We start from the raw sequence: 13838 nt of genomic DNA on the forward strand, positions 1-13838 counted from the left end.
TCGCCTTCTCGTCTGTGGCCGGTTATCCGTCTAACGACGCTCGATCGTCACCGATTCCAGAACGACGTCCTCGACCGGGCGGTCGTTGCGGCCGGTCTTGGTCTTGGCGATCGCGTCGACGACCTCGCTGCCCTGCACGACCTCGCCGAAGATCGTGTGGTTGCCGTTCAGGTGCGGGGTGGGGACGACCGTCACGAAGAACTGCGAGCCGTTCGTGCCGGGCCCGGCGTTGGCCATCGCCAGGAGGTACGGCCGGTCGAAGCGCAGGTCCGGGACGATCTCGTCCTCGAACTCGTAGCCCGGACCGCCGATGCCCTGGCCGAGCGGGTCCCCGCCCTGGATCATGAAGCCGTCGATGACCCGGTGGAAGATCGTGCCGTTGTAAAGCGGGCTCTTCGACCGCTGACCGGTCGCAGGGTGCCGCCACTCGATCGTCCCCTCGGCGAGACCGACGAAGTTCTCGACGGTCTTGGGCGCCTTGTCGGGGAACAGACGGATGACGATGGGCCCCAGAGTGGTGTTGAGGGTCGCGATGAGTTCTCCGGCCATGAAGACCGCCTCCTCGTTTCGGAGTGTGCCCGCGTCGGGCGTGTTCGGATACGTCACTGAGGTAGCCAACGCTACTGGCCTCGACGTGTTCCCCGAACGACCCGCCCGTACCGTGCCGAACGGCCGAACAGTGCCCTCACCGGTCCGGTGATTGACATCGCCTACCGGGGGAAGAGGTTGGTCGAGACCGCACATAACGGAGGGGTATAGATGTCCCTACGATCGATGACCAGTAAGAAGCCGCAGGTCAAGCTGAGCGGCTCACAGCTGACCCGGGCGCAGAAGCGCGCGATGCGCAGCGCGCGGCAGCTGCGCCTCTCCGAGCTCAGCCGGGCGCAGAAGCGCGCCATGATGTCGGCTCAGCGGACCGCACAGCGGACCGCACAGGGTGCGCAGACCGCGGCGCAGACCGCCCAGACGGCGGCCCAGCGGACCGCGGACCGGCTCGGCCCCACGGCGGGTCAGGCCCGCGACATGGCCTCCACGGGCGTGTACCACGCCCGCGTCTGGGGCGCGCCGCGGCTGGACCGCGCCGGCGCGTACATCGAGAAGGAGCTCGCCCCCCGGGTCGGCGCGATGATGCGCCGGACGGCCAAGCGGCTGGAGCCGCCGCAGCCCCGCCGGCGCCGTGGCATGGCCACCACGCTGCTCCTGGCCGGTGGCGCGCTCGGTGCCGCCGGAGCGATCGCGACCCGTCGCAACGTCGCGCGCAGGCAGGCCGAGGAGCCGACGTCCGCGCCGTCCGAGCGCCTCTCCTCGGTGTCGGACGGCGACAGCGGCGGCGACCGTGCTCGCACGTCCTGACGTTCGATCGGCGGTGGGGCCCGCCAGGTGGGCGGGGCCCCCCCCTGATGGCCGGGCCCACCGCCGTTCCGCATCCGGTCTCGGCCACCGGGAAGAGGCAGTCATTCGGTGCGGCAGCGGGCACTGCCGTTCTTTTCGGCCGACCCGGCCATTTCGACGGGACGCGATGCGGTCTGGCCGACAGCGGATGCCATATTAAGGGGATCAAACGGACATCCCATGCCGTACCGTTTCCGGCATGTCGCTAAGGTCGTCGATCGGTTCCGCGACCCGCAGGGTGGTGGCGGTGGCTGTGCACCGGGGCTGGGAGTGGGTCCGCCGACATGGCGAGATAACACCGAGCACCCCGGCCGGACGGCGATTCGGCCATCTGGGAAAAGGCGTCTGCATCGGATTCCCCACCGGCGCGCTGTTCGGTGAACCCTGGATCCACATCGGCGACGACACGCTCGTCGGGGTACACGTCACGATCTCGGCCGGTTTCGTTCCCGACCTGGATCTGGGCCCCGACCCCATCGTCAAGATCGGGAAGGCCTGTTCGATCGGCCGCGGCAGCCACATCGTCGGTCATCAGTCGATCGAGATCGGCAACGACGTCTTCACCGGCCCGTACGTCTACATCACCGACCAGAACCACGGCTACGCCGACCCCGACGTCCCGGTCGGCCGGCAGTGGCCGGTCAACGACCCGGTCGTCATCGGCGACGGGTGCTGGCTCGGCGCCGGCGCCATCATCCTGCCCGGCACCCGCCTGGGACGGAACGTCGTCGTCGCCGGCGGGGCGGTGGTGCGCGGGGAGTTCCCCGACCACAGCGTCATCGCGGGCGTGCCCGCCAAAGTGGTACGGCGCTACGACCCGGAGACCGGTTGGCGGCCGCCGTTCCCGGAGACGCCGCTGGACGAGGCCACCCTCGCGGCGCTGGCCGATCTGCCGCCGCTCTCGGGACCGGACGAACTGGCGAGCTGACCGCCGCCCGCGCCATCCCGGCCCCGCACTCCGCGCCGCCCCGACCGGGGCGGACACCATGATGCCGCCTGAGGGGATGGTCCTTATTACCGCGCCAAAGCACGGTTAAGCGCTCTTATCGGGAATGGATCCGGTTAGAAGCCATAAAAGGTCCCGGAAGGTGGTGGCCACCATGGCGCTGCTCCTGGTGGTGCTCGTGCTCGCGCTTCTCCTCGGCGGGTTGGGATTCGCCGTCCACGTCCTCTGGTGGATCGCCCTCGTCGTTCTGGTCCTCTGGCTGCTCGGCTTCCTGTTCCGCGCGGGAGAGGGCCGTCGCTGGTACCGCTGGTGACCGGCGGCTCAGCGGCGGGGACGGCCGTTCACGCGCCGACGTACGGCGGAGCGACGCCCCAGCCCCAGTGCGGCACGGGCGCCTGCTGGATCGGGTGGGCGTCCGGCTGGGAGTTCGCGAGCGCGATGCGGGTGCCCCACTCGATGTAACCGACGAAGGCGGCCCGGAACTCCGGGTCGTTGGGCAGTCCGACCTCGTCGGCCGCGTCGAGGAGGAGGTCGACCCACCGGCGGCGCTGCCGCTCGGTGATGCCCTTCCCCAGGTGCTTGGACAGCATGTGGTGGTAGCCGCCGCGCTCGTTCGTGTAGCGCGCGGGACCTCCGAACACCTCGCTCAGCCACATCGCGACGTACTTCGGATGATCGGGGTCCATGTGGGCGAAGAGCGGCCCGACGACCTCGTCCTTGAGCACCTCACGGTAGAACGCCTCGGTCAGCCGCTCGAGGGCCTCCGTTCCGCCGGCCCACTCGTCCATGGTGGGAACCGATCCGCCGGCGCCGGCGACCGCGGTGCGCCGGTAGTGCCGCATCTCCTCGATCTGCTCGACGTACGGCCTGATCTCGGCGAAGAACGCGGTGAAGTTCTCGCTGTCACGGAACGCCTTCAGGTGGTCGTCGGCGGAGGTCCACACGATGCGCAGGATGTAGCACTCCGGCTCGTCGACGCACCGCGTCAACTCGTACTCGACGCACTGCGGCGCGGCGGCGAGGGGGACGGCGGCACGGGCGTACGCCGCTTCGAAGTCGTCGGATCTCTGGGCGGGTACGCGATACCGGATGTACTCGACGATCACAGTCTTCCTCCAGCGCGTCGGCGTGGAGCTATGTAATCATGTAAGTCGATCAATAGAAAGACTCGGCACCCGGTCCGGTCTCACAGTCGTACCGCACACCGGTGCGCCGAGCGTCACCTCTTGGTTACCGCCCGCGGCGCCGATCGTAATCGGCGAAGCCGACGCTGGCCTTCTCCCCGATTCCGACGGACGGGCCAGGAAGGCGGCGCGATGACCACCACGGAGCAGACCATCTACGACAGGATCGGCGGCGAGGAGGCGCTCGTCGCCGTGGTCGACGACTTCTACGTACGGGTGCTGGCGGATCCGAAGCTCGCCGGCTTCTTCGCCGGCGTCTCCATGCCCCGGCTCAAGGGCCGCCAGGTGGAGTTCTTCGGGGCGGCGCTGGGCGGGCCGCAGGTCTACGCGGGCGCGCCCATGCGGCAGGTGCACCAGGGGCGCGGCATCGAGCAGGAGCACTTCGACCTGGTCGCCGGGCACCTGACGGACGCGTTGACCGCCGCCGGAGTGCCGGCCCCGCTGGTCGAGCAGATCATCGGAGTGGTCGCCACCCTCGCCCCGGACATCGTCTCCACCAAGGTCACGAGCTGAGTCCGCATCCCGGTACGGATCGGCGACCGCCGACCCTCGATCGCCCGGGGCCCCGCCACCTCGTGTGGCGGGGCCCCGGGCGGTCCGTGCCGGGCGAGCGCCCGTGCCCGGGCGAGACGGGCTATCCCCGCGTGTCGAGGCCCTCGTCGGCGGTGAGGCGTTCCCCGATGCGCCGCATGACGGCCGGGAAGCAGACCACCGCGACCAGCGCGATCAGGATCCAGACGCCGCTGGCCACCGGCAGCCAGCGCGCGGCTCCGGAGGGGTAGGGCACGACGTTCCGGTAGAGCGTGTAGCCGAGCACGACGATCGCGGCGACCGGAATCACGATCTCCCACCGGGACACGGTCGAGGTCCGGGACAGCATCCGCGCCGCGCCGACCGTGGCCAGCAGGTAGACGACCAGGACGATGAACGTGCCGACGGTGCCGATCCAGCCCCAGACCGACTGCACGGGCTGCTGGAGGATCCAGCCGAAGACCACCACGGACGCGACCATCACGGCCGACACCGTGATCGTGGCTCCGACCGGTGTGCCGAAGCGTGGGGAGATCCGGGTCATGAAGCCCGTCTTGGCCGTCGCCGACCGGGCCAGGGAGAACGACAGCCGCGCCGCGCCGACGACGCAGCCGAGCGCACCGCCGAACGCCGAGACCATGGTCCCCACCGTGACCAGGTCACCGACCCAGGACGCCAGGTAGGTGCCGCCCAGGTCCCCGAAGAGCGAGCCGCTGGCGTGGAAACGGTCGAGGTCGGCCGGCCTGGTGCCGAAGCCCATGACCTCGACGGCGCTGGTGAACACGTAGAAGACGCCGCCGATGAGCACGGTGCCGAGGATGGCCCGGGGGATGCTGCGGCGTGGCTCACGGGCCTCCTCGCCGAGGGTGGCCGCTCCTTCGAACCCGGCGAAGGCGAGGAAGCCGAACACCGCGCCGAGGAACAGCGACGAGCCGCCCGTGCCCTTCGCCGGCTGGAAGACCGACAGGGTGAAGGTCTGCCCCTGGGGACCGCCCCCGCTGCTGATCTTGAACAGCACGACCACGCTGACGATGACGATCAGCACCACGGTGGCGAGTTCGAACACCAGAAGCAGATCCGCGCCCCGTTTGGCCGGGGTGATGGCGACGGCCGCGGCGACGACCACGACGATCAGGGCGACGAGGTAGGGCAGCCAGCCCGGCGGGTCGGTGGCCAGGCCCAGGGACTTCAGGAGCGACGAGGAGAAGATGGCGGCCGAGTAGGCGCTGCTCGTCCCGAAGAGCAGGTAGGTGCCGAGCAGGCACCAGCCCGCGATGGTGCCCGCGCGGGCGCCGAGGGTCGCGCCGACGAACCCGAACACCGATCCGGAGGTGTTGAAGTGCTGGCTCAGCCGGACGAAGCTGTGCGACAGCAGCAGAACTCCGACCGTGGCGATCGCGAAGGTGAGCGGGATGGCGCGGCCGGCGGCGGGTTCCGCGCCCTGCGGGTTGATGTTGGCCGACAGGGTCAGGCCCATAACGCCGATCGAGACGCCGAGGACCTGCCAGAGGCTGAGGTTCCGGCGGAGTCCCCGGGCGGGCGGGGTACCGGTCTGGTGCGCCGTCGGCGTGTGTCTGGCGCCGGACTGCTCCGTGGTCATCGTTGGCACCTTCTTGGCTGAGATCGGGGGGGCGACGAGCCGGAGAACCCTCGCTCCCCGCGGCCGGTGGGACGTGGGGGCGGCGAGCACCTGGAGCACCGTGCGGGCGAACCCCCCGAATCCGCCACGCACGGCCACCCGATGTCCGGTCCTCGGCCGCGCATTGCTCAGTCCGTAGCGGCACCGGCTCACAGTGTGCGTCATCGCGGCCGATGACCTCTACAAAGACTGATGTCTGACAACATCGATCTGATGTCTGCCGCCTTACTGTGGCCGGAGTCCTCCACCACCGTCAAGAGGCACTTTCCAGCAGTTCACCAGGCACCCGCCTGATCGCTCCGCAGGGATCGGGCAGAGCTCCTCTGCCGGAGGACGCGCGGGGGGCGCGATTCCCGACGGTGAGAGCGTTGACATCCGAAAATCGATCAGACATAGTCCGTACTCGTCAGACAAGTTAGATACAGATCAGACAACGCCTGGGGCAGCGGCGTCCGCCGTGCGACCGCCCCCGGTCCGCAAAGGAGCCTCCATGCTGAACTTCGACGAAGAGCGGTTCCTCCGCATTCAGTCCGGCGCGGTAGCCCTCGCCGACGACCTCCACCGCACCATCGCCGAGTGCCTGAACAAGGGCGCCCGCAACCTGTTCTTCGCCGGCTCCGGCGGCGCCGGCATCCTGATGCTCCCCGCCGCCCGTCTGCTGCAGACGCGCTCGACCTTCCCGGTGTACGTGGAGATGCCCGCCGAACTCGTCGTCACCGGCTCTCCGCACCTGGGGCGCGACTCGATCGTCGTCATCCCGTCCCTGTCCGGTACGACCAAGGAGAGCATCGAGGCCCTGGCCTACTGCCAGGAGCGGGGCGCCACGGTCATCACGCTGACCGGACACGCCGACAGCCCCCTCGCCGAGCGCGCCGACCACACCTTCACGAACTTCGCCGAGGACGACACCTCGTGCGAGTCCTTCTACCTCCAGTCGCTGATCATCGCGCTCGCGGTGATGGGGGAACGCGGTGAGATCGACGACTACGCCGAGGTCGTCGGAGAGCTGAAGCGGCTGCCCGAGCTGCTGCTGGAGGTCAAGCGCGGCTTCGAAGAGCGCGCCGAGAGGTTCGCCGCCCAGATCCAGGACGAGCCGTACCACATCATCACCGGATCCGGGGGGACCTGGCCGGAGGCCTTCTACTACGGGATGTGCATCCTGGAGGAGATGCAGTGGATCCGCACCCGTCCCGTACACGCCTCCGACTTCTTCCACGGCACGCTCGAACTGGTCGAGCAGGGCGTGAGCGTCATCGTGTTCAAGGGTGAGGACGAGACCCGGCCCCTCGCCGAGCGGGTCGAGGCCTTCGTTCCCCAGTACACCGACAAGCTCTCGGTGTTCGACACGGCCGAGTTCGCGCTGCCCGGCATCTCCCCGCGGGTCCGCGCCCTGATCTCGCCGGTGATCCTGGCGACGATCTTCGAGCGTGTGAGCGCCCACCTGGAGGTCAAGCGCGACCACCCGCTGACGACCCGCCGCTACTACCGGCGCGTGTCGTACTGAGACGGCCGAGGTGACGGGCGTGTCCGGACAGGACGACACCCTGGCGGACGGGTCACCGTTGTTCGCCGCGGTCGGCGACAACACCATCGACGAGTACGTCGGCGTGGAGTCGCGCAGCTACGTGGGCGGCAACGCCCTCAACGTGGCCGTACAGCTGCGGCGCCTCGGCCACGCCTGCCGGTACTCCGGTGCCATCGGCGCCGACACGGCCGGGGCCCGGGTGCGGACGGCCCTGGAGGCCCAGGGCGTACGGACCGACGGACTGGTCACGCTGCCGGGGCACACCTCGGTGTCGCGGATTCGCGTGGACCCGACGGGCGACCGGACCTTCGAGTTCGAGGACTTCGCCGTGACCGCCGACTACGTTCCCGACGAACGGGAGCTCGCCGCGCTCGCGCGCTGTGCCGTGGTGCACATCGGGATGCTGCCCGCCGCGGGGGACGTCCGTCGCCGGCTGTACGGCAGCGGTCCCATCGTGAGCCAGGACTGCGCGGTCAGCGCGGGGTTCGACCATCTGGACGTCGCCTTCTGCTCGGCGGGCGAGGACGAAGGGCGCGCCCGCGCGTACGCCGAGGAGGCGGTCCGCGGCGGCGCCCGCCTCGCGGTGGTCACCTGCGGCGCGGCCGGCAGCCTCGCCTACGACGGCCGTGACTGGTGGCGGACGCCGGCCGAGCCCGTCACCGTGGTCGACACGACCGGCGCGGGCGACAGCTACATCGCCGGATTCCTCGCGGCGCGGGCGACCGGCGCCGACGTGGCGCAGGCCATGCGGGCCGGTGCCCGTACCGCCGCACGCACGTGCGCTCACGTGGGCGCCTGGCCCCAGGACGCGGTGCCGGCCGACTGACCCGGCGCCGATCGCCTCGGCAGCCGGAGGGCCGGGAGGCGGGGTCCCCGCCTAGACTCTTGGCCCTCCGGAACTCTTCGTTGAACAGGAACAAGCCACATGCCGGACAAACGGCCGATGTCGGTTCAGGTGCGTGATCGGCTCGTGGACCTGTTCCGGTCGCGGAACCTGCGCCCCGGCGACCGGCTGCCCACCGAGTCGGAGATCGCGGAGCTCTGTGACGTCGGCCGGAGCACCGCCCGCGAGGCGTTGAAGCTCCTCGAGCAGGAAGGACTGATCGTCGTCGAGCGCGGGCGCGGCCGCTTCCTGTCGTCGCTGAGCGCTCTGTCCGTGGAGCGGCCGATCACCCGCTTCGAGTCGGTGAGCACCATGCTCGAAGCGATGGGGTACGACACCCGCAGCGTCGTCCTGTCGGTCACCGAGAACGAGCCGAGCGAGGCGGAGGCGGAGGCGCTCGAGCTCTCGGCCGGGGAGACCGTGATCCGGCTCGAACGGCTCCGGTTCACCGGTGACGACCCCCTCATCTACAGTGTCGACACGGTGCCGCGTGAGTACATCCCCGGCCCGATCCGGCACGTCAACTGGACCGGCTCGCTGAACGACCTGCTCGCCGCCCAGGGGTACCCGCCGGTGTCGTCGGTCGCCCGGCTTCAGGCGGTCGACCTGCCCCCGGACGTGTGCGAACGCTACTCCCTCGGCGGCGTCGGCCCGTGGCTGCTGATCTCCGAGACCGTGATCACCACGTCGGGCCGTCCCGTGCTGTACGCCCAGGACTACCACCGGGGCGACGCCTTCGCCTTCAACGTGCTCCGCCGTTAGATGACCCACCTTCCCATCCTCTTCGGGGTCGGTGTTCTGGCCGGGGTGGTCAGCACCGTGGTGAGCCTCGCATCGGTGGTGTCCTACCCGGCGCTCCTGGCTCTCGGGCTGCCCGCTCTCAGCGCGAACGTGACCAACACGGTCGCGCTCGTCTTCACGGCGGTGGGCGCGGCGGCGGGTTCGCAGCGAGAGCTCACCGGCCAGCGCTCCCGCGTCCTGCGGCTGGGCCTGCTGACCGCGCTGGGCGGCGCGACCGGGGCGGTGCTCCTGCTGGTGACGCCGTCGGGAATGTTCGAGCTGATCGCACCATGGCTGATCGCGGGTGCGTCCCTCATCCTGCTCCTGCAGCCGAGGGCCGGGCGGCTCGCGGAACGCTCCACGGGTGAGCGCAGCCGGCTGCTCCGCCTGGCGCTGTTCACGGTCGCGATCTACACCGGGTACTTCGGCGCGGCCGGCGGCATCCTCACGCTGGCCGTGCTGTCCGCGATGATCGACCTGCCGCTGGTCCGGGTCAACGCGGTGAAGAACGTCCTCGCGGGCCTCGCCAACGGCGTCGCCGCCGTCGGATTCGCGCTGTTCGGCCCCGTACGGTGGGACGCCGTCCTTCCCCTGGCGGTGGGATTCCTCGTCGGCGGCTGGATCGGCCCGGCGTTCGTACGCCGGCTCCCCGGCGACGCGTTGCGCGTCATCGTCGCGATCTGCGGCGTGGCCGTCGCCGTCAAACTCGGCATCGACAGCTACGGCTGACCGCGCGGCGATCGCACATTCCCTTCCAGAACCGCGACGATCGCAATGCTGCATATTTTCCTGCTATTTAGGTAGGTATGGGATGATTACACCCACTGCTGGACGCCTGGCCAGGGAGGATGGATGGCCCTTCCGGACTTTCTGCTGATCGGTGCTCCGAAGGCCGGCACCACGGCCCTGCACGCCGCGCTGGCACGTCACCCCGACCTGTTCATGTCCCCGGTCAAGGAGCCGAAGTTCTTCCTCACGGACGGACCGCCGCCCACCCGCGGCGGACCCGGTGACGCCCAGACCTACCGGGAGCACGTCTGGCGCCGAGCGGACTATGAGGCGCTGTTCGACGCCGCCCCGGAGGGGACGCTGCGCGGCGAGAGCACGCCGTTCTACCTCCACGACCGGGATGCGCAGCTCCGCATCCGCGCGCTGATCCCCGACGTGAAGATGGTCGCCGTCCTGCGGGACCCGGTGGAACGCGCGCACTCCAACTGGACACACCTGTGGTCGGCGGGCCTCGAACCGATCGGGAACGTCGTCGACGCGTGCGCCGCCGAGCCCGAGCGGATCGCGGCGGGCTGGGCGGCCTTCTGGCGGTACGTCGACCTGGGGCGCTACGGCGAGCAGCTCCAGCACCTGTACAAGTTGTTCCCGCGCGACCAGGTGCTGGTCGTGAGGTACCGGCGGATCCACGAGGAGCCCGCATCGACCCTCGACCGGATCTGCGCGTTCCTCGGCGTACGGACCGGGGTGATCGATTCGATCCCCCGCGAGAACGTCACCAACCACGTGGCCGACTCCCCGGTCACCCGCGCCCTGCGGCAGGTGCTGCGCGCCGGCGCCCGCATCGGCCGGGACCTGCCCCTGCCCGTACGCCGCCTGGCCCGTGGCCCGCTGCTCGCCGCGCTGCACCGCGAAAGACGCCCCCGGCAGCCGCTGACCTGGGACGACCGCCGGCGGCTGATCCCCTGCTTCGCCGAGGACATCCGGCTGCTCGAAGAGATGACGGGCGAGGACTACGGCGACTGGCTCAAGCCGCGATGAGCTCGGTGCGCAGTTCGTGCGCGCCGTCCGCGCGCGTCGCCTCGTAGTAGAGCCGCCACTCCCCACGGCCGAGGGGCAGAGCCGTCAGATAGCGCAGGCCCCCGCCGGCGTGCGGCGAGACGGCGGCCGGGCCGGCGCCCTGCTGCTCGAACATGCCGAACCCGTCACCGGCGGCGATGCCGGTGCGCTCCTCATAGTTCTCCGCGGCACTGGCCCGGCCGTCGTAGCAGGCGACGGTCCTGCCGCCGTCCGTCACCACGGACGAGATCCGTACGCCGCGCGCGTCCCACCGCCCGGGACGGCCCGTCAGGACCGTGCCGTGCCAGGTCCAGTCCAGACCGTCGGCGCTGGTCGCGTAGTCGGTCACCATCCGGTCGGCCTCGTCCGGGTCGGCGAGCGGGTGGCAGGACGCCCACAGGTGCCACTTGTCGCCCTGCCGGAGGATCACCGGGTCCTTCACCCCTATGGCGTCGCTGCCGGGCAGCACCACCTCGGCCGTCGACGGGTCGAAGGAGCGCGGGTCGGCCGCCTCGATCACCTCGACCCGCCAGTGCTTCGTCCCCGGCGTCGCGCAGCTGAGGTACAGCCGCCAGGCGCCCTCGGGGGTCATGACCAGCGCGGGGCGTTCGAGCGACTCGGCCGACATCCGGTCGCTGTCGATGACGGCCAGGGTCTCCGGCCGCTCGCCGTCGACCGCGTGGGCGACCACGACGGCATAGCCCCGGCCCTCCCCGACGGGCCGCCGCAGGCGGTACGCCAGGTAGATCTCGCCGTCCACGACGCAGGCGCTGGGCGCGCCCGCCCAGTGACCGGGAGTGTCCCCGGGCGGCGGAACGACGACACGGGACCGCTCGTACGACGGCAGGGGAAACGACATGGACTCCTCCTTACGGCCGCACCGGACGCGGAGGCCGCACCCGCGCGAACGCGACGATGATCCGCACACCGTCCTCGACGACGCACGGGAGCCCACTTGACGGTCGGCCCCGTCGTCTCGATACCAGAGTATCCGGGTAGGGAAACCCGAATTAATTCCCGGAGCGCACAGGGGCGTCGGGCGAGTCGAGATAGATGTACTGACGGTCGGCGGTGACGGCGAGTCCGAACCGGCCGGTCTCCGGACGCCCGGCCTCCTCCCACCAACGATAGGCGGCCTCGATCTCGGTCCAGAGCGCACGCGGACCGTGTTGACGGACCCGATGCGGGAACGCGCCGTCGATGACGTCGACGCGCGCCCAGGACTCGCCGCAGAACGCCCAGAAGGTGAAGTCGTCGCCACCGTCACCGGCGTCCTCGAACCTCGTCACCACGTCGGGCACCCGCACACCGACCGCGAACCTCGCGTCGTAGTCGTCGAAGGCCACCGCGTCCGGGTGCAGCGTCGTGGTCGAATCCGCCGCGCCCGCCAGGTGCGCCGGCACGGCCGGACGCGGCACACGCTGCGCGCGCACCCACATGAACGCGATCGTGTTGTCGAGGAACGGACCGTACGCCGCGCCGCGATCATCGACCGTCAGACGGACCAGCGCCCCGTTGTCGTAGGCATTGCCCCACGGTGAGAGGATCAGCCCGCCCGGCCGGGTCTGCGCCACCCAGGGATAGGGGACGACGCGCACCGACGCGGTCGCAAGGATCCGGTCGTACGGCGCGCTTGGCGGGTACCCGTCCGTGCCGTCTCCGGTGACCACCACAGGCGACACCCCGGCCCCCGCCAGTGCCGTACGTGCCCGCTCGGCGAGAGACCCGTCGACCTCGATGGTCGTGACGTTCTCCGCGCCGACCTTCTGGGCGAGGAGTGCCGCGTTCCAGCCGGTGCCGGTACCGATCTCCAGGATCCGCGTGCCGCGCTCGACCTGTAGGTCGCCGAGCATCTTGGCCACGATGGACGGTTTGGAGATCGAGCTGGTGACCCGCCGGCCCGTCCCGGTGCCCGGTGTCGCCCCGTCGTCGACCTGCGTGACGATCGCCTCGTCGGCGTACACGGCGGCCAGCCAGGCCGCAGGATCCTCATCGCATCGGCGCGGTGTCAGCGTGCCCTCGCCGGCGTCCTCCCAGATGACATCGGGTACGAACAGGTGCCGGGGAACGGCCAGGAACACCGCACGCCATTCTTCGGGCAGCGCACCGGCGGCCGCGAGTTCGTCGACGAGCCGCCGGTTCAGCGCTTCAGCGTCGGTCATTTACCGCTGTCTTCGCCTTTGTCGTCCTTGGCAGGGTCCACGAACGTGCCCTGCTTGCCCTTGTCCTTGTGGCCGTCCCTCTCGTCGCCACCCGTACCGTGCCTGCCCATATGTTGTCTCCTCTGTCGCTGATATTCCTGGTGGTCGGACCGCCGGACACGCCTCCCTCATGGCGCGTCCGGCGGCCCGCCGGCCCCGGCAGTGGACGTGGTGTTCTTACCTGCCGGGACGCCTGGGTGGAGCCGCCGGGGAGCGCGATCTTCTCCGGCGGGTTCATCGCGCTCGACCCGGCGGCCATCCCGCACGGCTTCGGGGGGTCGGCGGCCGTACGGGAAGCAGGGTGGAGGTGCGGCGGTGAAGCGGCCGCTCACGCTGTCACCGCCAGTTCGGCCGCACGGCACCGGTACACGAGCCGTCGCGGGTCCGGATCGAACAGGATCGGATCCGCTGTGTCGAACCGGGCGATGGCCATGTACTCACGCCGGTACCAGCACCACATGACTAACCACAGCGAGCACAGCCCCTGCAGCTCGGCCAGCTGCCGCGCACTGGGATCGACCGGGCAGGCCGCGATGTCGGTGACCGTGTCCACGGTCGTCCTACGACGTGGGGTGCGGAGAAAGAGCGCGGCGAGTCCTCGCCGGATCACCGTTCGGTCCCGGTGGTCTTGTCGACGTGCAGAACGTTCGCGATACGGCGGGCCGCCTCCTCGACGTCGTCCACCGGCACCATCGGCTCGTACTCCGGGAGCCCGTCCCGAGTCGGCCCGGACCACTGCCAGTGCCACCACAACCCGTCCTTCTCACGGATGACGATCGGCTGCACCATCCGCGTGTGGCCGGGGTTCCGAATCTCGACGACGCCGTCTGGTCGCACCGCGACGTTCAAGCCACGCCGCACGAGCGGCGGTGCGAGCTTGAGCACCAGATTCCTGACGGTGTCGATCGGTGGTGAGGCGTTCGTGTCCCGTGTGCGCACGTACCGCTCCCGAGATGTCGCTTGGAGTAACCA

At 70.3% G+C, this 13838-nt stretch carries 16 protein-coding genes; 9 read left to right on the forward strand and 7 right to left on the reverse strand.

Annotated features, from left to right (window positions below; genetic code table 11):
- Positions 1–30: 30 nt before the first annotated feature.
- Positions 31–549 carry a peptidylprolyl isomerase gene (locus NE234_RS34980; RefSeq protein ID WP_252785218.1) on the reverse strand — a complete coding sequence of 173 codons (519 nt, stop codon included), beginning with the start codon at positions 547–549 and terminating at the stop codon, positions 31–33.
- A 210-nt stretch (positions 550–759) separates the two neighbouring features.
- Between NE234_RS34980 and NE234_RS34985 the strand changes: the two genes are divergently transcribed.
- The 3 genes from NE234_RS34985 to NE234_RS34995 all read left to right on the forward strand — a co-directional run bounded on the left by NE234_RS34985 (position 760) and on the right by NE234_RS34995 (position 2651).
- Complete coding sequence (locus tag NE234_RS34985) at positions 760–1353, forward strand: hypothetical protein (RefSeq protein WP_252785219.1); 594 nt, start codon at positions 760–762, stop codon at positions 1351–1353.
- A 238-nt stretch (positions 1354–1591) separates the two neighbouring features.
- On the forward strand, positions 1592–2320 hold the full coding sequence (locus NE234_RS34990; protein ID WP_252785220.1) for an acyltransferase: 729 nt from the start codon (positions 1592–1594) through the stop codon (positions 2318–2320).
- Positions 2321–2492: 172 nt separating this feature from the next.
- On the forward strand, positions 2493–2651 hold the full coding sequence (locus tag NE234_RS34995) for a hydrophobic protein (protein ID WP_252785221.1): 159 nt from the start codon (positions 2493–2495) through the stop codon (positions 2649–2651).
- A 28-nt stretch (positions 2652–2679) separates the two neighbouring features.
- Here NE234_RS34995 and NE234_RS45595 read toward each other — a convergent pair whose 3' ends face one another.
- Positions 2680–3444, reverse strand: a complete 765-nt coding sequence (locus tag NE234_RS45595; protein ID WP_252785222.1) for a group II truncated hemoglobin — start codon at positions 3442–3444, stop codon at positions 2680–2682.
- Positions 3445–3654: 210 nt separating this feature from the next.
- Here NE234_RS45595 and NE234_RS35005 point away from each other — a divergent pair, with 210 nt between their 5' ends.
- A complete protein-coding gene (locus tag NE234_RS35005; protein ID WP_252785223.1) occupies positions 3655–4035 on the forward strand; it encodes a group I truncated hemoglobin in 381 nt (126 codons plus the stop codon).
- Positions 4036–4156: 121 nt separating this feature from the next.
- On the opposite strand, the gene NE234_RS35010 is transcribed toward NE234_RS35005, so the two are convergent.
- A complete protein-coding gene (locus NE234_RS35010) occupies positions 4157–5653 on the reverse strand; it encodes an APC family permease (RefSeq protein WP_252785224.1) in 1497 nt (498 codons plus the stop codon).
- Between the two features lie 529 nt (positions 5654–6182).
- Between NE234_RS35010 and NE234_RS35015 the strand changes: the two genes are divergently transcribed.
- The 5 genes from NE234_RS35015 (at position 6183) to NE234_RS35035 (ending at position 10647) form a co-directional block, all read left to right on the forward strand.
- Entirely contained in the window at positions 6183–7196 is a 1014-nt protein-coding gene (locus NE234_RS35015; RefSeq protein ID WP_252785225.1) for an SIS domain-containing protein, read from the forward strand.
- Between the two features lie 19 nt (positions 7197–7215).
- Positions 7216–8043, forward strand: a complete 828-nt coding sequence (locus tag NE234_RS35020; protein ID WP_252785226.1) for a PfkB family carbohydrate kinase — start codon at positions 7216–7218, stop codon at positions 8041–8043.
- 99 nt (positions 8044–8142) lie between these two features.
- Positions 8143–8862: a GntR family transcriptional regulator gene (locus NE234_RS35025; RefSeq protein ID WP_252785227.1), complete on the forward strand. Its 720-nt coding sequence runs from the start codon at positions 8143–8145 to the stop codon at positions 8860–8862.
- The gene (locus tag NE234_RS35030; protein ID WP_252785228.1) at positions 8863–9609 is read left to right on the forward strand and encodes a sulfite exporter TauE/SafE family protein; all 747 of its coding nucleotides are present in this window, start codon (positions 8863–8865) and stop codon (positions 9607–9609) included.
- Between the two features lie 123 nt (positions 9610–9732).
- Positions 9733–10647 (forward strand): sulfotransferase family protein, encoded by a 915-nt coding sequence (locus tag NE234_RS35035; RefSeq protein WP_252785229.1) that lies wholly within the window; start codon positions 9733–9735, stop codon positions 10645–10647.
- Here the strand turns inward: NE234_RS35035 and NE234_RS35040 are convergent.
- From NE234_RS35040 to NE234_RS35055, 4 genes are all read right to left on the reverse strand, one after another.
- Positions 10634–11524, reverse strand: a complete 891-nt coding sequence (locus NE234_RS35040) for a glycoside hydrolase family protein (protein WP_252785230.1) — start codon at positions 11522–11524, stop codon at positions 10634–10636. The two genes, NE234_RS35035 and NE234_RS35040, sit on opposite strands and share 14 nt — an antisense overlap.
- Positions 11525–11675: 151 nt before the next feature.
- A complete protein-coding gene (locus tag NE234_RS35045; protein ID WP_252785231.1) occupies positions 11676–12827 on the reverse strand; it encodes a methyltransferase domain-containing protein in 1152 nt (383 codons plus the stop codon).
- Between the two features lie 367 nt (positions 12828–13194).
- Positions 13195–13419, reverse strand: a complete 225-nt coding sequence (locus tag NE234_RS35050; RefSeq protein WP_252785232.1) for a hypothetical protein — start codon at positions 13417–13419, stop codon at positions 13195–13197.
- 53 nt (positions 13420–13472) lie between these two features.
- Positions 13473–13805: a hypothetical protein gene (locus NE234_RS35055; protein ID WP_252785233.1), complete on the reverse strand. Its 333-nt coding sequence runs from the start codon at positions 13803–13805 to the stop codon at positions 13473–13475.
- Positions 13806–13838 lie beyond the last annotated feature (33 nt).

The organism is Actinoallomurus rhizosphaericola (assembly GCF_024055675.1).
Classification (GTDB): Bacteria; Actinomycetota; Actinomycetes; order Streptosporangiales; family Streptosporangiaceae; genus Actinoallomurus; species Actinoallomurus soli.